This window comes from Alkalibacterium sp. AK22, from assembly GCF_000585255.1.
Taxonomy (GTDB): domain Bacteria; phylum Bacillota; class Bacilli; order Lactobacillales; family Carnobacteriaceae_A; genus Alkalibacterium.
Map to the genome: position 1 here is coordinate 155,791 of NZ_JANL01000008.1, position 17,425 is coordinate 173,215.

Here is a 17,425-nt window from a genome sequence, read left to right on the forward strand (position 1 = left end):
TTTGAATCCTGTTACTGAGTAAGCGCTGGTGATGCGGCAAACCAAGTAAAGGTCGTCGTGCTGAGAAGTTCAGCACTACAAGAATGGTACAGTATATCCGATTAAAAATCAAGCGTCAGGACCAATTTGACGGACTCTTTTTCCAGGCTTCTAGGCGGGCCCTGTCTGTCTCATCCACCAGCCTATTTTCTACAGCCGCTTCTATCAGACTGGAATAGTCTGTAATTGTCTGAAATCGAATAGCCAAATCTCGGAAGGCTTGCTCTCCCAGTTCCAGTTCATAAGTAAAAATAGCGGCCACGCCCAAAACGTCTGCCCCCTCTGCTGTAACGGCATTAACCGCATCGATCACACTCTGGCCTGTTGAAATCAAGTCTTCTATGACAACCATTTTAGCTCCCTTGTCGAACCGTCCTTCAATCCGTCTGCCTTTTCCGTGAGCTTTCGCTTCACTTCGGATGTAAATCATGGGAAGACCCATGCGTTCAGCTATCCAGGCGGCATGAGGAATGCCGGCAGTTGAAGTTCCAGCGATCACTTCCACTGAGGGATAATGAGTGTGTATAAGATCTACAAAGCCATCGATAATCTGGCTTCTAACTTCGGGAAAACTCATGGTCAGACGGTTGTCACAGTATATTGGACTTTTCAGCCCACTCGACCATGTAAAGGGTTTATTAGGCGATACCGTTACTGCTCCTATCCGAAGCAGTTCCTCCGGAATATTTCTTGGTTCAGTTATCATCAGAAATTTCTCCTTTCCATTCTTTGAATACACTTTCGTATGCCAAAAACGGATGCTGAGCCTGGATAACTGGCCGGCCGACTACAATATGTGTGGCTCCCGCTTGTTTGGCCTCAAAAGGTGTGAGAACCCTCGACTGATCATCCTTCTCGCTGCCTTCAGGCCTGATTCCCGGTGTGACCCTGAGAAAAGACTGATCTGTTATTGAGCAGACGCTTGCTGCTTCCAGCGCAGAACAGACTACACCATCTACACCTGCATTATATGCAAGTCTGGCATAATGCAAGACACTTTCTCGAACAGACAAGGCTGTCGCCTGTTCCCTCCGCATCTGTTCTTGTGACGTCGAAGTTAGCTGAGTGACTGCAAGCAGGATAGGTTCTTTTTGACCGGCAGGGGTTCCCTGCTTCACCCCTTCTCTGGCAGCTTCCATCATCGCCTGTCCACCGGCAGCGTGGATATTGACCATATCCACGCCCATCCTGCTCAGACTGGCCATTGCTCTTTTTACTGTATTTGGAATATCGTGCAGCTTCAGATCAAGAAAAATAGCGTGCTCTTTTTCCTTGATGGTCTGAATGATTTGTGGACCTTGACTGTAAAACAGCTCCATTCCTACTTTAACACTTAACTGCTCGTGAGAAAAATGGCTCAGGAAATCTTCAAGTTCAGATATATCCGAAAAATCGAGAGCTATGATTGGCTTATTGTCCATAAATCTCCCCTTCCTTCACTTCTCTGATCAGCTCTTCTAAGGAATCAATCCCCAGTTCTGACAACCGACCTGGAAGCTCCCTAATAATTTCGTTCATAACAACCGGATTTTTATAGGTAGCTGTCCCGATGGCAACTGCCGAAGCCCCTGCCAGAAACATCTGTATAGCATCATCAACAGATTGTATTCCGCCCATGCCGATAACTGGAATCGATACTGCTCGAGAAACTTGATAAACCATTCTAATCGCAATGGGGAAGACACTCTCCCCTGATAAACCGCCCATAACATTGCCCAGGACCGGGCGCCTGGTCTTGACGTCAAAATTCATTCCCAGGACTGTATTGATCAGGCTAATCCCATCTGCCCCACCTGCTTCTGCCGCTAGAGCAATAGCAGTAACATCCGTCACGTTAGGGGTCAGCTTGACATAAACAGGCAGATTCACAGCCTGTTTAACTTGTCTGATTATCTTCTGGACAACTTGCGGATCTGCTCCAAACGTCAAGCCACCTTCCTTAACATTCGGACAGGATAAATTCAATTCCAGTGCATTGATCAGACCGGACTCTGCAAGCCGAACTGCTACTTGTACATACTCATCTTCCGATGAACCTGCCGCACTGCCGATAACTGGTGTATCAAAAGTTTGCAGGCGAGGAAGTTTATCTTTGACCACAGCATCAACTCCAGGGTTTTTAAGACCCACAGCATTCAGCGCCCCACTGGGTAGCGGGTGATATTTAGGGTCTTCATTTCCTTTTCTTGCCTCAAGGGTGGTCGACTTTACGACGATGGCACCTAGATGATTGTAGTCATAAAGGTCATGGTACATGTCTCCAAATCCAAAGGTCCCGCTAGCAGGCATAACCGGATTTTTCATTTTTAGTCCGGGCAGTGTTACAGATAATCGTGTCGTCATATTGATTGTCCTCCAAGTCGTATTATAGTGCTGCTGTCATGAATGTCTGAGACTCCAGTACACTGATAATGGCTGAAACAGTATCCAGCGAGGTCATCAGTGGAACCCCGCGTTCAATCGCTGACTTTCTAATAGCAAAACCGTTTTGCATAGCATTGACGTTTCGTCCCATCGTGTTGACGACCAGATCAGCTCCCCCGGCCATAATCAGATCCACAATGTTGTCTTCTTTGTCCTTGTCTTCTTCTACTTTTTGAATCACCTGACAGAAAACTCCAGCTTTTTTGAAGGCGGCGGCAGTCCCGCTTGTCGCTGTAATTGAATACCCGATTTCTGTTAAACGACAGGCCAGCGCTGCTGCTTCCTGCTTATCCTCATCCGAAACAGTGAACAGAACGTTGCCATGATCTGGCAAGCGCATATCACTAGCTTCAAATGCTTTGTAAAGTGCTTTTTCCAAGTTTGCATCACTGCCCATAACTTCGCCCGTCGACTTCATTTCTGGCCCAAGGGATGCATCGACTTTGTGCAGCTTAGAGAAACTAAAGACAGGCGCCTTGACATGAACCATGTCCGAAGGTGTAAACAGCCCCGGCTCATATCCCTGTTCTTTAATTGTTCGGCCTAAAATGGCCTGTGTTGCTACTTGAGCCATCGGTATGCCGGTTACTTTACTTAAAAAAGGAAGCGTACGACTGGCTCTCGGATTGACCTCTATGACATAGACCATTCCTTCACACACAACGAATTGAATATTCATCAACCCCAGACAATTGAGACCCAGACTCAACTTCTGTGTATAGTCGATGATTGTTTCAGTCACTTCCTTTGACAGGTGCTGAGGCGGATAGACGGCCATTGAGTCTCCAGAATGGACACCTGACCGCTCGATATGTTCCATGATACCTGGGATCAGAACCTGTTCTCCGTCACAGATGGCGTCTACTTCCACTTCCTCGCCGATAAGATAGCGGTCAATCAGAACAGGATGCTCAGCAGACAGCTTGACCGCCTCATTCATGTAAGCGGACAGGTCAACGGCATTATCCACAATCTGCATCCCTCTACCACCGAGAACATAGCTGGGCCGGATTAGGACCGGATAACCGATTGATTCGGCTACAGCCAAGGCTTCTTTTTCAGTAAAGGCTGTTCCGCCCTCAGGTTGTCTGACTTTCAGTTCCTTTAGAGTTTTTTCAAATTTATCCCTGTTCTCCGCCCGGTCCAAATCCTCCACTGTAGTGCCTAAAATATTTACTCCTCGTCTACTTAGTGGTTCTGCCAAGTTAATAGCTGTCTGCCCACCAAACTGTACAATAACCCCGACTGGCTTTTCCAGTTCGATAACGTTCATGACGTCTTCAACAGTCAAAGGTTCAAAGTAAAGCTTGTCGGATATCGAAAAGTCCGTTGACACCGTCTCGGGATTGTTGTTCATTATGATAGCCTCGTAGCCCGCTTCCTGAATAGCCTTAACTGAATGCACGGTCGCATAGTCAAATTCGACCCCCTGACCGATACGGATTGGTCCCGATCCAACGACCAAGATTGAGTCGGTATCACTTACCTGACTTTCCTGTTCCTCCTCATACGTGCTGTAAAAGTATGGAGTCGATGACTCGAATTCCGCTGCACACGTGTCGACTGTCTTGTACACAGGTCCTATTTTCTTATCCTTCCTGTAGGTACGAACCGCCTGTTCCTTACTCTTCCAGGCTTCAGCAATTTTGATATCACAAAAGCCGTAACGTTTGGCCTGGGAAAGCATATCTGTATCCCACGGATGTTTTAACAGTTCTTTTTCAATTTCCACGATGTGCAGCAGTTTATCCAGAAAATACAGGTCAATGCCGGTCAGTGCCGACAGTTCTTCGATGGGATACCCCCGTCTAATGGCTTCAGCTAGATAAAATAGCCGGTCGTCCTGAGCTTTGACAGTTTTTTTGATCAGCTTGTCATCAGAAAGCTTTTCTAGCCCCAGAAGCTCGACATGGTGGACTCCAATTTCCAGAGATCTTACAGCCTTGAGCAGACTTTCCTCAAGGGTGCGTCCAATGGCCATGACTTCACCTGTTGCTTTCATCTGTGTGGTAAGCGTCCGGTCCCCGGCTTCAAACTTGTCGAAAGGCCAGCGGGGGATTTTAGCAACCACGTAGTCAAGAGCGGGTTCGAACTGGGCATACGTGGTTTCAGTGACCGGATTTTTTATTTCATCTAGTGTCAGACCGATAGCAATTTTTGCGGCCAGCTTTGCAATCGGATAACCTGTAGCTTTACTGGCCAAAGCTGACGAACGGCTCACTCTCGGATTGACTTCAATAATAAAGTAATTAAAACTCTCAGGGTCAAGAGCCAGCTGGACATTGCAGCCGCCTTCGATGCCTAGCGCCCGTATGATCTTAAGCGAAGCGTCTCTCAGCAGCTGGTACTCTTTATCGGTCAGTGTCTGACTCGGTGCAAAAACGATTGAATCTCCTGTATGAATCCCTACCGGGTCAAAGTTCTCCATATTGCAGACGACCATTGCATTATCTGCTGCATCCCGCATCACTTCGTATTCGATTTCTTTGTAACCAGCAATGCTTCTTTCTATCAGACACTGGCCGACAGGCGAGAGCTTCAGTCCATTTGATACGATTTCTCTAAGCTCGTCAGCATGGTCACACAGGCCTCCACCGGTCCCTCCCATCGTAAAGGCCGGCCGGACTATAACAGGATAACCGATCTCTTCGGCAAAGTTCAAAGCCTGTTCAGTAGTATGCACAATATCGCTTTCTGGCACCGGTTCATTCAACTCCCGCATCAGTTCACGGAAAAGATCACGGTCTTCTGCCTGATGAATAGCTTCCAGTCTGGTTCCTAGCAGCTCTACAGAAAGTTCTTCCAGTAATCCGCTCTTGTCCAGTTGTATTGCCATATTCAGCCCCATTTGTCCCCCAAGCGTAGGAAGTAAGGCGTCAGGACGTTCCTTTCTGAGGATGCGCGAAACAAAGTCCAGGGTCAGTGGTTCAATATACACTTTGTCCGCCACTTCCTTATCTGTCATGATTGTAGCTGGATTTGAGTTGATGAGGATCACCTCATATCCTTCCTCTTTCAAAGCCACACATGCCTGTGTCCCGGCATAGTCAAATTCTGCAGCCTGCCCGATAATAATTGGTCCCGATCCGATCACAGCGATTTTTTTGATGTCTTCTCTTTTAGGCATTGTTTCTATTCTCCTTCCACGCATCCATTGATTCAACAAACTGATCAAAGAGCTCTGCACCGTCATGTGGTCCCGGTGCAGCATCCGGGTGATACTGCACGCTGAATACCGGATAACGCCGGTGTCTCAGTCCTTCTACTGTTCCGTCATTGATTTCTACGTGGGTTACTCTCAGATTTTCCTTGTTCAAAGACAGCTCGTCCACTGCGTAACCGTGATTTTGAGAAGTAAAGTCAATCCGTCCGGTTGCAATTTCCCTGACCGGATGGTTGAATCCACGGTGGCCGAAAGCCATTTTGAATGTATCTGCTCCATTAGCCAGCGCTATCAGCTGATGGCCAAGGCAGATACCAAATATCGGAATATGAGGTTGAATTTGGCGGATCATGTCATGTGCTTCAGGCAAGTCTTTGGGATCCCCTGGGCCGTTCGTCAGCATTACTCCATCCGGCTTCAGGTTAAGAATCGTTTCTGCTTGAGTGTCATGAGGCAAGACGGTGACGTGGCAGTCACGTTTATTGAGTTCATGCAAAATACTGTGTTTGAGTCCGTAATCGACCACAATGACACGTCGTCCTTTCTGCGGACTGACATAGGGCGTTGTCGTCGACACTTGAGCTACCTGATTAGAGGGCAGTCTGACCTCTTTGAGCTGTTTGAGGAGATCGGGGATATTCTTATGCGCATCTGTCAATATCGCTTTCATCGCCCCATATTCACGGATGATTCGTGTCAATTTTCTTGTGTCAACGCCTGCCAGTCCGGGTATATCTTTTTCTTTTAAAAATTCATCCAGGTTCATCTGACTTCTCCAGTTGGAAGGCCGTCGGGCATACTCTTTTACAATCACTGCTCTTGTTGTCGGAAAAATAGATTCGTGATCATCGCGGTTGATACCTGCATTGCCTATAAGCGGATAAGTAAAGGTGAGCAACTGGCCATTGTAAGACTGATCTGTGATCGACTCCTGATACCCTGTCATGCCAGTATTGAAGACTACCTCACCTATCGTTTCCTTTGTAGATCCAAAACCTCTGCCTTTAAAAACCTCTCCGTTTTCCAACACAAGTATTCGTTTATTCATGCTTGTCCTCCTCATATACAATCTCACCCTCGACCATTGTAAACACAGTGCGGCCCTTGACTCTCCAGTTTAGGAAAGGAGTATTGGATGATTTTGACAGCAGACCGTCTTTTTTTATTACTGTCTCTTCTTCCAGATCAAAACAAGCCAAGTCGGCTGGTTCTCCAACACTTAAATGCCCCCCCGTCAACTGGAATACTCGGGCCGGTTCTGTTGTCAGTTTTTCAATCAGCTCCTGAAGGCTTAAGTGACCTGGCTGAACCAGATACGTATACAGCAGAGAAAAGGCTGTTTCACTGCCGACGATGCCGAAAGGTGAGCCAATCATAGAACCGGATTTTTCTTCGTCGCTATGCGGTGCATGGTCAGTGGCAATCAGATCAATGGTCCCATCCTTCAGGGCCTCAAGCAGAGCAGCCTGATCCTCTCGTCCACGCAGTGGCGGATTCATTTTATACAGACTCGTGTCAAAAGGGATGTCTTCTTCACACAGCAGCAAATGGTGTGGAGTGACTTCAGCTGTCACTCTGATACCGACTTTTTTTGCCTCACGGATTACTCTGACACTCTCTTTGGCAGAGACATGACAGACATGATAGTGGACACCGGTTGCCTCTGCCAGCAGAACATCCCTTGCAATCTGAGTGGATTCAGTCAACTGAGACATACCTGGTAGACCGAGTTCTTTATTTTTCTTGCCTTCATGCATGACGCCTTCAAATAAAAGACTGTTATCTTCTGTATGAGCTACAATCGATGCATTCAACCTGGCTGCTTCCTGCATCGCCAAGTACATTGTCTGGGCCGACTGAACACCCACACCGTCATTTGTATAAGCAAAGGCTCCAGCCTTCTGAAGCTCAGCCATATCGGTTTGCTCATCTGAGGTTAGTCTGCTGGTAATGGGTGCATACTGCCTGACTTTGACACAAGCATCCTGCTTTATTTTATCCAGTATAGCTTTCATATGTTCTGCAGTATCGGGAACAGGGTCGACATTAGGCATCGCACAGATGGTCGTAAAACCGCCTCGAGCCGCCGCGTGGGATCCACTGGTAATCGTTTCCTTGTACTCATATCCTGGCTCTCTCAGATGGACATGAACATCAATGAGTCCGGGGGTAACCAGTCTACCTTTAGCATCTACCACTTTTTGAACTGAAGCGTCAGATGAATGACCAATTGACTGAATAATTCCTTCTTTTATAAAAATATCGGTCATGATCAATTCTCCATCTGATTTGATTACTTTTGCGTTTTTAATTAAAATCGACACACCTGTCCACTCCTCTTCTCTATTTTTTTAGAACTGACTCAATAATGGCCATTCTTGCAAATACACCATTCTCCATTTGTCTGATGATTCTGGACCGGCTGCATTCAACCAGCTCATCAGCAATTTCAACACCCCGGTTGACCGGAGCCGGATGCATCACAATCGCTTGCTTTTTCATCTGCTTTTCACGCTGTGGAGTGAGGCCGTATGTCTGGAGATACGTTTTTGCATCTGTCTGGGAAATGTCCGGCAAATGCCGTTCCTTTTGAACTCTTAAAAACATCATGACATCTGCTCTCGGAATCAGCTCATCGATGGATAGATAGCTTCCAAATGTGTCGCAGTCGTCCGCCATCCACTTTTTCGGTCCAGTAAAGAAAACCTTGGCGCCAAGCGTATTTAAAATCTGCATGTTGCTGCGTGCTACTCTTGAATGTTTGATATCACCTGATATAGCAATCTCAAGATCTCTGAATGTTCCGAATTCTTCATAGATTGTCATCAAATCAAGGAGAGACTGGCTGGGGTGTTGGCCGGCACCGTCTCCTCCGTTGATGATAGAGCAGTGTATCGAAGGACTGCTAATCAGCTTTTCATAATAAGCTTCTTCACTGTGCCGGATCACGACCACATCGATTCCGATAGCCTGAAGTGTCAGAACGGTATCATAGAGACTTTCTCCCTTTTTCACACTAGAAGTCGATGGTTGAAAGTCAATCACCTGCATCCCCAGCTTTCTCTGAGCCATTTCAAAACTTTTATGCGTTCGAGTGCTATCTTCAAAAAAACAGTTCACAGCGTATCGGTCAGAAAAGGGCTCTCTCTCCGACTGGTTCTTGTAGCGCAACGCTGTTTCAATCAGCTGCATGATTTCCCCTTCACTAAAATTACTTAATGATACAAAGTGGCGGTCTGTTTTGTTTTTCAACATCTTCATTTAAGCCCTCCTGGTTTATCGAATCATTCCTGAAAGATCAACAGTATAGAAAAACCCGGCGCCTAGTATGGGCGTCGGGTCTTTGGGAAATTAGCGGATACCAGTAAAAACTGCCGGCTCAGAAAGAAATCTACCTATAACGGCAGCTGATTCTTCTGTTCCCTGACATAATCTGTATTCCTTTTCCTGTGACCTTCTGCGCCTCTCGGGACTTCAGTTAAAGTTCACTTACTTGCATTCATTACTATTTGACTATGTTTACACATTCTTTGCCATCGGTTTCACTCAGGCAGACCTGGATTCGCTCTTCCTGTGAAGTGGGAAGATTCTTTCCAACGACATCTGCACGAATGGGCAACTCCCGATTTCCCCGGTCAATGAGGACAGCCAGAATTATTTTTTCGGGACGTCCCTGATCCGTCAGCGCATCTAGTGCCGCCCGAATCGTACGGCCTGTGTAGAGAACATCGTCCACAATCACGACCCTTTTTTGATCAACCGTATTGATCTTTGCTGCTTCAGCCGGCTCCAGTGTAAATTCTCCATCACTATCGTCTCTGTAAGGGCGGGTATCGAGATCTACCACCTCAACGCTGACTCCCTCCAGCTCAGTGATTCGACGGGCGATTCGGCGGGCAAGGACTGCCCCCCTGGTCTGGATCCCGGCAAGGACCAGTTTTTCTATCCCCTTATTGCGCTCAATGATTTCATAAGTCATCCGTGTCAGCGTCCGGCGGATTGCATCCTCGTTGACTACCTCTATTGACTGCTTGTTTTGCATGAACTCTCTCCTCACCGTGAAATGGTTACTGACTGTCAGCATAGCTAGCAGTCAGTTCAATCAAACAAAAGTATCCAAAGAACGGCATTGTTCCCGTTGCATGAAAAAAGCACTCTTATCCTTAAAAGAATAAGAGTGCTTCCGCTTCAACCAGGTCAAATAGGATACAAACAGGCCTGCTGGTCATAACCATCGGTACTGTTCATATGTTACCGGTCTGTTACTCTCTGGTAAGTTCCGGTAAACTGCTGCTCCTTCTTAGCCTCTCTGGACTATCTTTTAAAGGACTTTTATTTAATTTAAATTAACTCTAAAGCTTTATGTCTTAAATGTCAACCTGTTCCTTGAATGTTTATGCATACTTAGTTTTTAGTTCCATAACAACGTCTCTCAGCTCGGCCGCCTTTTCAAAGTCGAGCTCCTTGGCTGCCTCTTTCATTTCCAGTTCCATTGTTTCGATCAGCTGACGTCTTTCTTCACGTGACAACTGTTTGACCATCTCTTCTGACAAATCTTTTTCTTCATCGTCAACAACGGTGGAGATTCGGATAAGATCTTTGACTTCTTTTTTAATTGTTCTCGGCGTGATTCCATGCTCTGTATTGTATTCTTCCTGAATCTGCCGGCGTCTTTCTGTTTCTTCCATAGCCTGTTTCATTGAATCCGTAATCCGGTCAGCATACATGATGACCCGTCCATTTTCATTACGGGCAGCCCGACCAATGGTCTGAATCAGCGAACGCGTACTTCTGAGGAAACCTTCCTTGTCTGCATCCAAAATAGCGACCATTGACACTTCGGGAACGTCCAGACCTTCACGTAAGAGGTTGATTCCAATCAGCACATCAAATTTCCCTATACGTAAGTCCCTTATAATCTGAGTCCGTTCGAGGGTCTTGACGTCGGAGTGCAAGTATTCAACTTTTATCCCGACTTCCTTCAAGTAGTCAGTCAGATCCTCAGCCATTTTTTTGGTGAGCGTCGTAATAAAGACTCTTTCCTCTTTTTCGATTCGGTCATTAATTTCATCAATGAGATCATCAATCTGACCTTTTATCGGGCGTACTTCAATGATTGGATCGAGTAAGCCGGTCGGTCGGATAATTTGCTCAACAATTTGACTTGAACGGTCCATCTCATAATCAGCAGGTGTAGCCGAAATATAGTTAATCTGAGGTACACGAGCTTCAAATTCTTCAAGCCGCAGTGGACGGTTATCTAGGGCACTGGGCAACCGGAAACCGTGATCAATCAGCTGCTGCTTTCTAGCCCGGTCCCCATTGTACATACCTCTAATCTGGGGCATGGTGATATGCGATTCGTCGATGATGAAGAGCGAGTCTTTTGGAAAAAAGTCTAACAATGTGTATGGTGCTTCGCCCGGTTGTCTGCCATCCATATGTCTGGAGTAGTTTTCTATACCGGAACAATAGCCCATTTCCATCAGCATTTCAATATCGTAATTTGTTCGCTGTTCCAGTCTTTGCGCTTCAAGTAACTTATTGTCTCGATTCAGTTCTTCCAGCCTGTTTTTAAGTTCTACCTGAATCGATTCGATTGCCGAGCGGGTCTGCTCGTCATTGGATACAAAGTGAGTCGCTGGAAAGACAGCGACGTGTGACAAGTCAGCTTTCACTTCTCCTGTCAGTACATCTACTTCTCTTATCCGGTCTATTTCGTCACCAAACATTTCAATTCGGACTGCTTCACTTTCTTTCGAAGCCAGAAAAATTTCCACGATATCTCCCCGGACCCGAAAACGGCCACGCTGAAAGTCAATATCGTTTCGTTCAAACTGCATCTCGACCAGCCTTCTAAGCAGAGCATCCCGGCTGATTTCCATGCCTGAACGCAGTGATAGAACATGCTCTTCGTAATCTTTCGGATTGACCAGTCCATAAATGCAGGAAACCGAGGCAACCACAATGACATCTCGACGTTCCAGTAATGCACTAGTAGCTGAGTGCCTCAGCTTGTCTATTTCATCATTGATACTGGCATCTTTTTCGATAAACGTATCGGTGGATGGAACGTAAGCTTCCGGCTGATAGTAATCATAGTAGCTGACAAAATATTCAACGGCATTGTCAGGGAAAAACTCCTTCAATTCAGTGTACAGTTGTCCAGCCAGTGTTTTATTGTGTGCCATAACCAGTGTCGGCTTATTTACCTGCTGAATGACATTGGACATCGTGAAGGTTTTACCCGTGCCCGTAGCTCCCAGCAGCACCTGTTCTTTCTGACCGCTGTTGATTCCTTTAACCAGCTTCTTGATTGCCTCCGGTTGGTCTCCGCTCGGCTGATAGAGTGATTTGAGTGTAAATGATTGCTCGGCCATGCATATGCCCCTTTCTTGACGTTTCCTGTCTATTTTATCATAAAAAAAGTATTCTCAAGGACTCCAAGTCCTGTGAGAATACTTTTTAGTCATTATGCTAACTTTTTGCTTAGACGAGATTTGTCTCTAGCAGCTTTGTTCGGGTGAATCAGACCTTTGCCTGCAGCCTTATCGATAGCTCTAACTGCCTGAACATACAGGTCCTGTGCATTGCCTTCATTTTTTTCTACAGCTAAAAGAAATTTCTTTTTAGCTGAACGCATAGATGTTCTCTGGCTCATGTTGTTCGCTCTTTTTTTAACGTCTTGTCTTTGTCTCTTGATCGTCTGGATCATGTTTGGCATGGGTAAAACACTCCTTATTTTTTATCTGTAATGTATGGGTCCAAGTCTATTGCACGCTTACTTGTACACAATATTTATCGACCATATAAGTTGATTTATTCAACATTCCCCATTTTACAACACACAGGCGTTTATTTCAATGAAAACTTTTCTTTAATCCATTCAGGGTCCCCATTAGAGGTGCCTGTTTGTTGGTGTGGGATTTAAGCCTGCAAACTGCATGATAAACAGCTCAACAGCCATTTCCGGATTGGAGCGCCCCGTTTTCACTTCATAATCAGCCGTTATCAGCATATGATGGGCCTCGGACAAAATACTTTGCGCAAATTTCTGTTCTTTCTGAAGGGCCAGCTTTACCCTGTAAGGGTGCACCTTAAGGATAGCGGCAATATCCGACTGCTGATATCCTTTGCTCTTAAGAATTTTGACCTGAAGAAGCAAGCGGAACTGGCTTATCATAAGGGCTAATATTTTGATTGGATCTTCCTTTTGCGTCAGCAAGTCCTGATATAGTTCGATTGATGCTCTTACCTGCCGATTCAATACTCGGTCATTCAACTCAAAAATATTTTGCTCGAGAGATTTGGATACGAGGCGGTCTACCGCGTCCACTGTGATGTCAGCCTGATTTCCGTGATACAGTGCAAGCTTCTCGGCTTCGCCTGCTGCTCTGGTCAAATTCCAGTCTGTCAGCTGCAACAGATGCTGTAGAGTTTCTCTCTCTATTCGTAAATCTCGGCTCTGAAAAAATTCTGTCAGGAATGCTTCCACTTCTCCCTGCTTAGATGCTTCAGCTTCAATGACCTCTGCTTGCTTAAGCAGATGCTTGGTTATTTTTTTTCTCTTGTCAAGTTTGTCATAAGGAGCTACAAAGACGATCACAGTAAAATCTGACGGGTCAGACAAATAATCTTCCAGCTGCTCAAGATTATGTGAAAGGCTCCCTGTGATTTTCTTTCCTGTCAAAATATAGCTGTCATGAACGATGATCAGTTTTTTTTCACCAAAAAAGGGCAGGCTTTTTGCTTCATGAACAATATCTTCTATCGATGCCTCTTTCAGATTAAAATGGTAGGTGTTAAGAGCGTCTTCCTTGTCTGCTTTCATTCGCTGCTCAAACGCCTGAATCGTCTGCGTAATCAGCAGGTCTTCTGTGCCCCAAACTAAATAACAGGTTTTAAGCTCTTGACTGGTGATAGACTTGATTTGTGCTGCTGCTTTTTTCATTTAGATATCTCCTATTATTGAATAATCGTTTGAAATGGTTCTCTTTGCCTGATCCACCAGTCGAAAAGCGGGTGATCAGCATAAGTATATATCACACCACCTTGGTTGTCTGTACGGTAAATTACACTGCCGTAATGATTCAGCCGTTCCAGTACCTCTTGCTGGGGGTGTGCATAGCGGTTGTTTGCTCCCACTGAGATCAGCGAATAAGTGGGCTGCACTTGTCTGATAAAGCTGTCCTTACTGGAAGTGTGAGAGCCATGGTGGGCAACTTTAAGAACATCCGCCCTCAAGTCTGGATAGAGACGCATTAAGGCATCTTCCCTGTCCGACTCAATATCGCCTGTAAACAGCCAACGATTCCTGCCGAAGCTACCCGCTAAAACCAGAGACCGATCATTGCTACCAGCACTTGCTGGCAAATCATCTGTCAGAACCTTCATTCCCGCTGGTGCTGGTACAAGGCCATTGCCTGCCTCGTCGGTACTTTCAATCTTGATGGACTGATCTTTGAGTCCAGTCAGCATCTTGATAAAATCCGGATGTTTCAAAGTGTAATGATTAGTTAGAACCTTTTTTACTTTGATTCCTTCAGTCAGCTCTTTAAGAGCACCATAATGGTCCCAATGGGGATGCGTAATAATCACATGATCAAGCTCCGGTACTCCCATACTTTTTATGACAGGAACCAGAACGTTTCCTCCCAGTGTAAAGGGGTCAGCTCTTTCTTGCCAGTCTTCTTCTGTCTGCCAAATCATAATGCCTCCAGTATCGATCAGGTGATTCCCCCTATTAAACGGCTCTTTGATCAGAACAGCATCTCCTTGGCCTACATCAATCATGACTATCCTTCCTAGAGGGGAATAGCGATTGACTTGAAGCAGGATCCAGAATCCAGCTAAGAAAACTAAGAGCAGCCGTCCGTATCCTTTTTTTTCAAGATAAACAAGCCCAGAAATCATCAGACTTATCCACAACAGTGTCACGACAGGAAGCAGCCTTCCACTCACGTACATCAGCGATACAGAAGAGTCAATGAAAAGCGTCAATCTCTCCATCAATATCAGCAGCTCGGCAAACAGATGCTCGGCAGTCATAAACACATTGCTATAAAACAGCAACGGTGAGATAAAGAAAAAGAACAGCAAACCCGGCATAATGATAAATGACAATATAGGGATATAGAGACTGTTGAGCAGCAGCACCCCCCAGGAAAACTCATAAAAATGATAGCTCAACACAGGAATACTGGCTATGAACAGCAGGATATTCAATGTTATAAACCGGACAAGATGAGTAGCCTGCTGGTAAAAAGTTTGAGCTGAAATCAGCAGAATTAACAAACTCAATGAGAAGCTAAGCTGAAAGCCTACAAAATAAAAAGCTGAAGAATTCAGCAGCAAGGTTAGCATTAAAGCAGCGCTCCAGCAATCTCCTGCTGTCAGTTCCCATTTACATACATCTGACAGGTATTTTGTCCACGCTTGTGTCACAGCTCTCATCACACTGACCCCCATGCCGGCAGCAGCTAGAATGACTGGCAGCAAAAGCAAGAGAACCAATCCACTCGACTCTACTGTTATACGTAATTTTTTCATCCCAAGCTCAGCAACAGCCAGAAACAAGGAGATATGCAGGCCAGATATACTAAGTAAATGAAGCAGACCAAGCTGGCGAAAAGAAGCGGTCACGTCTTTTGACAACTCTCTTCTGTCAGCAAAAAGCAGCGCTTTTACATACCGGGCAGTCACTGGCTTAAAAGCTTGATCACAATAAGATAAAAGTTGCTGCCTTTTACTGTCTAACCGGTATAACAAGCTTTGGGGCAGACTGGTATCTTTCAGAAAATTGAGCTGATCAGCTCTGAGAATCCAAACTATATTTTTCCTAGACAGATAAGCCGGGTAATCAAACTGATTAATGTTTCTTGGGCCTTCAGGAAAAGTCAGCTGACCTTTTGCTATCAGATGAAGCGGCGGGGTCAGGCTGGCTGCCTTCTCTGCTTCAGTATCAAACCGGTAGCTTACAGCCAACTGAACATATTCTTCCTCTTCCCAGAGACGCCCGTGAAATTTCAGCTGATTGCCGTCAACTGTCCAGCTGGTCTGCTTTACTTCAATCAGATGGTATGTTGTATCCGTGTTTTTATAGTCACTCGTGCTAGCCGCATCAACTGTGAATAAAAGCAGCAGCAAAACGACTACAGCAGCTGCCAGACTGTAGGCTCCAGTTAGAACCAGACGGAGCAGGCCAATGCCAACGATAATTAGATATACCACTTGCCCTGTATGGATGAAAAGGCAATAGAAGAACATCAGCAAGGCGGGAAACATCAGTTGGCCTTTCAACAATCAGCTGGCATTAGAGTGGCTGATCGTAGAGCACTTCGATACTTTTGAAAAACTCAGTAGGAACAGTGATTTTTTCCGTCTGAACACCGGCACGATCCAGCAGTTCTACGGCATAATTATGATTGCGGTAATCATTGAGATAGTAGATTTTATTTATACCACTTTGAATGAGTTGTTTTGTGCACTGGAGGCAAGGGAAATGGGTTACATATACATCGGCCCCTTCAGTATTGACACCAAATTTAGCACACTGAAGCAGGGCGTTCGCTTCTGCATGAACCGTTCGAACACAGTGTCCGTCCACTAGATAGCAGCCTTCATCTATGCAGTGGACATCTCCACTCACAGAGCCATTATATCCTCCGGAAATGACTCGCTTGTCACGAACGATTGTTGCCCCGACAGCCAGACGCGAGCAAGTGCTCCGCATGGACAGTAGCATACTCTGTGACATGAAATACTGGTTCCACGGTATTCTTTCATTCATTCTATTCACTCCAATCGCAGTCTTCTACACGTGATGCTTATTTCCTTAGTATACAAGAGCCTGAATGCCGAATCAATATCGTGCTTCTCAATAAACCGTTATCTGTTCCTGAATGTTTTCAAAAGTTTTGTCCCCAATCCCTGACACTTGCTTGATTTCCTCAGTTGTCATAAACTGTCCATTTTCCTCCCGGTAAGCGATGATTGCCTGAGCTTTTGCCGGTCCGATTCCGCTGAGCTGAGTCAGTTCATCCATCGTAGCTGAATTCAGATCAATTAAGGCAACGGCGCTTGACCCGCTTTCTTCGAGAGTATAGATCAGCAGTTCTTCACCTTCAAAAGGTATATAAATAAGCATTTCGTCACGAAGCGTTTCAGCAAAGTTGACTGTGACACTGTCTGCTTCTTCGAGCAGGCCACCTGCTTTCTGAAGTACATCGATAACCCGCTGACCCTGTTGCATCTGATATACTCCTGGAAAACTGACGGCTCCTTTGATGTCTACAAATACAGTTTCTTCAAAAGGACGCCCTTCTGATGCAACCCCGCTTCCACCTGTCACACTTTCTTCTTCAGCAGTTTCTTCAAGCAGTTGTTCTAGCGTCCACTCTTTTTCAATCTCGACAGAGACATTTTCCTTTGCCCTGACAAACACTACGACCAGCAGCATAATCAAAGCAGACAGGAATACAGCTGCAATCGCTTTGTTAGTTTTTATCCACTTCAATAGATACTCCTTTCCCTCCTCCCTGTATATAAATATTATCCAAAAAAATAAAAACTCATCAGATCAGCAAAAAAATATCCGTGAAGCTGGGAAAAGGAATCAACTTGGCGTCAGTAAAGAAATATATCAGGTACGCTTTATGTGCTCTACTTCAATATTAAAAAAGAGAGGCGGATCATCTCCACCTCTCCTAACTATTTCGGTTCTTTGTCAAATCGTGTTGGTCAATAGAATCTAAGGAAGAGAACTTAGCGGTTCTCTTCTTTTTTATGCAGCGTTTTTCA

14 protein-coding genes are annotated in these 17,425 nt (G+C 45.5%); all 14 read right to left on the bottom strand.

Features of this window, described 5'->3' with window-relative positions:
* Positions 1 to 115: 115 nt before the first annotated feature.
* On the bottom strand, positions 116 to 742 hold the full coding sequence (pyrE, locus tag ADIAL_RS01910) for an orotate phosphoribosyltransferase (protein WP_269317483.1): 627 nt from the start codon (positions 740 to 742) through the stop codon (positions 116 to 118).
* Complete coding sequence (pyrF, locus tag ADIAL_RS01915) at positions 735 to 1,460, bottom strand: orotidine-5'-phosphate decarboxylase (RefSeq protein WP_034299341.1); 726 nt, start codon at positions 1,458 to 1,460, stop codon at positions 735 to 737. The genes pyrE and pyrF overlap by 8 nt, the downstream gene beginning before the upstream one ends.
* Positions 1,450 to 2,382 carry a dihydroorotate dehydrogenase gene (locus ADIAL_RS01920; RefSeq protein ID WP_034299344.1) on the bottom strand — a complete coding sequence of 311 codons (933 nt, stop codon included), beginning with the start codon at positions 2,380 to 2,382 and terminating at the stop codon, positions 1,450 to 1,452. The genes pyrF and ADIAL_RS01920 overlap by 11 nt, the downstream gene beginning before the upstream one ends.
* A 22-nt stretch (positions 2,383 to 2,404) precedes the next feature.
* Positions 2,405 to 5,590 carry a carbamoyl-phosphate synthase large subunit gene (gene carB, locus ADIAL_RS01925; RefSeq protein WP_034299347.1) on the bottom strand — a complete coding sequence of 1,062 codons (3,186 nt, stop codon included), beginning with the start codon at positions 5,588 to 5,590 and terminating at the stop codon, positions 2,405 to 2,407.
* A complete protein-coding gene (locus ADIAL_RS01930; RefSeq protein ID WP_034299349.1) occupies positions 5,583 to 6,674 on the bottom strand; it encodes a carbamoyl phosphate synthase small subunit in 1,092 nt (363 codons plus the stop codon). The genes carB and ADIAL_RS01930 overlap by 8 nt, the downstream gene beginning before the upstream one ends.
* Positions 6,667 to 7,950 carry a dihydroorotase gene (locus ADIAL_RS01935; protein WP_081757612.1) on the bottom strand — a complete coding sequence of 428 codons (1,284 nt, stop codon included), beginning with the start codon at positions 7,948 to 7,950 and terminating at the stop codon, positions 6,667 to 6,669. The genes ADIAL_RS01930 and ADIAL_RS01935 overlap by 8 nt, the downstream gene beginning before the upstream one ends.
* Before the next feature lie 19 nt (positions 7,951 to 7,969).
* Entirely contained in the window at positions 7,970 to 8,887 is a 918-nt protein-coding gene (locus ADIAL_RS01940; RefSeq protein WP_034299352.1) for an aspartate carbamoyltransferase catalytic subunit, read from the bottom strand.
* Between the two features lie 244 nt (positions 8,888 to 9,131).
* Positions 9,132 to 9,668 carry a bifunctional pyr operon transcriptional regulator/uracil phosphoribosyltransferase PyrR gene (pyrR, locus tag ADIAL_RS01945; RefSeq protein ID WP_034299354.1) on the bottom strand — a complete coding sequence of 179 codons (537 nt, stop codon included), beginning with the start codon at positions 9,666 to 9,668 and terminating at the stop codon, positions 9,132 to 9,134.
* A gap of 352 nt (positions 9,669 to 10,020) precedes the next feature.
* On the bottom strand, positions 10,021 to 12,006 hold the full coding sequence (gene uvrB / locus ADIAL_RS01950; RefSeq protein ID WP_034299357.1) for an excinuclease ABC subunit UvrB: 1,986 nt from the start codon (positions 12,004 to 12,006) through the stop codon (positions 10,021 to 10,023).
* A gap of 92 nt (positions 12,007 to 12,098) precedes the next feature.
* Positions 12,099 to 12,350 carry a 30S ribosomal protein S20 gene (rpsT, locus tag ADIAL_RS01955; protein ID WP_034299360.1) on the bottom strand — a complete coding sequence of 84 codons (252 nt, stop codon included), beginning with the start codon at positions 12,348 to 12,350 and terminating at the stop codon, positions 12,099 to 12,101.
* A 174-nt stretch (positions 12,351 to 12,524) separates the two neighbouring features.
* Positions 12,525 to 13,577 (bottom strand): DNA polymerase III subunit delta, encoded by a 1,053-nt coding sequence (holA, locus tag ADIAL_RS01960; RefSeq protein WP_034299362.1) that lies wholly within the window; start codon positions 13,575 to 13,577, stop codon positions 12,525 to 12,527.
* A 14-nt stretch (positions 13,578 to 13,591) separates the two neighbouring features.
* On the bottom strand, positions 13,592 to 15,910 hold the full coding sequence (locus tag ADIAL_RS01965; protein ID WP_034299365.1) for a DNA internalization-related competence protein ComEC/Rec2: 2,319 nt from the start codon (positions 15,908 to 15,910) through the stop codon (positions 13,592 to 13,594).
* A gap of 28 nt (positions 15,911 to 15,938) precedes the next feature.
* Entirely contained in the window at positions 15,939 to 16,415 is a 477-nt protein-coding gene (locus tag ADIAL_RS01970) for a ComE operon protein 2 (protein ID WP_034299368.1), read from the bottom strand.
* An 87-nt stretch (positions 16,416 to 16,502) separates the two neighbouring features.
* Positions 16,503 to 17,141, bottom strand: a complete 639-nt coding sequence (locus ADIAL_RS01975) for a helix-hairpin-helix domain-containing protein (RefSeq protein ID WP_034299370.1) — start codon at positions 17,139 to 17,141, stop codon at positions 16,503 to 16,505.
* Positions 17,142 to 17,425: the final 284 nt, after the last annotated feature.

Excerpts from the sequence above, each read along its gene's own strand:
- pyrF (WP_034299341.1), bottom strand. The coding sequence starts at position 1,460 with ATGGACAATAAGCCAATCATAGCTCTCGATTTTTCGGATATATCTGAA.
- ADIAL_RS01920 (WP_034299344.1), bottom strand. The coding sequence starts at position 2,382 with ATGACGACACGATTATCTGTAACACTGCCCGGACTAAAAATGAAAAAT.
- carB (WP_034299347.1), bottom strand. The coding sequence starts at position 5,590 with ATGCCTAAAAGAGAAGACATCAAAAAAATCGCTGTGATCGGATCGGGA.
- ADIAL_RS01930 (WP_034299349.1), bottom strand. The coding sequence starts at position 6,674 with ATGAATAAACGAATACTTGTGTTGGAAAACGGAGAGGTTTTTAAAGGC.
- ADIAL_RS01940 (WP_034299352.1), bottom strand. The coding sequence starts at position 8,887 with ATGAAGATGTTGAAAAACAAAACAGACCGCCACTTTGTATCATTAAGT.
- pyrR (WP_034299354.1), bottom strand. The coding sequence starts at position 9,668 with ATGCAAAACAAGCAGTCAATAGAGGTAGTCAACGAGGATGCAATCCGC.
- uvrB (WP_034299357.1), bottom strand. The coding sequence starts at position 12,006 with ATGGCCGAGCAATCATTTACACTCAAATCACTCTATCAGCCGAGCGGA.
- rpsT (WP_034299360.1), bottom strand. The coding sequence starts at position 12,350 with ATGCCAAACATGATCCAGACGATCAAGAGACAAAGACAAGACGTTAAA.
- holA (WP_034299362.1), bottom strand. The coding sequence starts at position 13,577 with ATGAAAAAAGCAGCAGCACAAATCAAGTCTATCACCAGTCAAGAGCTT.
- ADIAL_RS01965 (WP_034299365.1), bottom strand. The coding sequence starts at position 15,910 with ATGTTTCCCGCCTTGCTGATGTTCTTCTATTGCCTTTTCATCCATACA.
- ADIAL_RS01970 (WP_034299368.1), bottom strand. The coding sequence starts at position 16,415 with ATGAATGAAAGAATACCGTGGAACCAGTATTTCATGTCACAGAGTATG.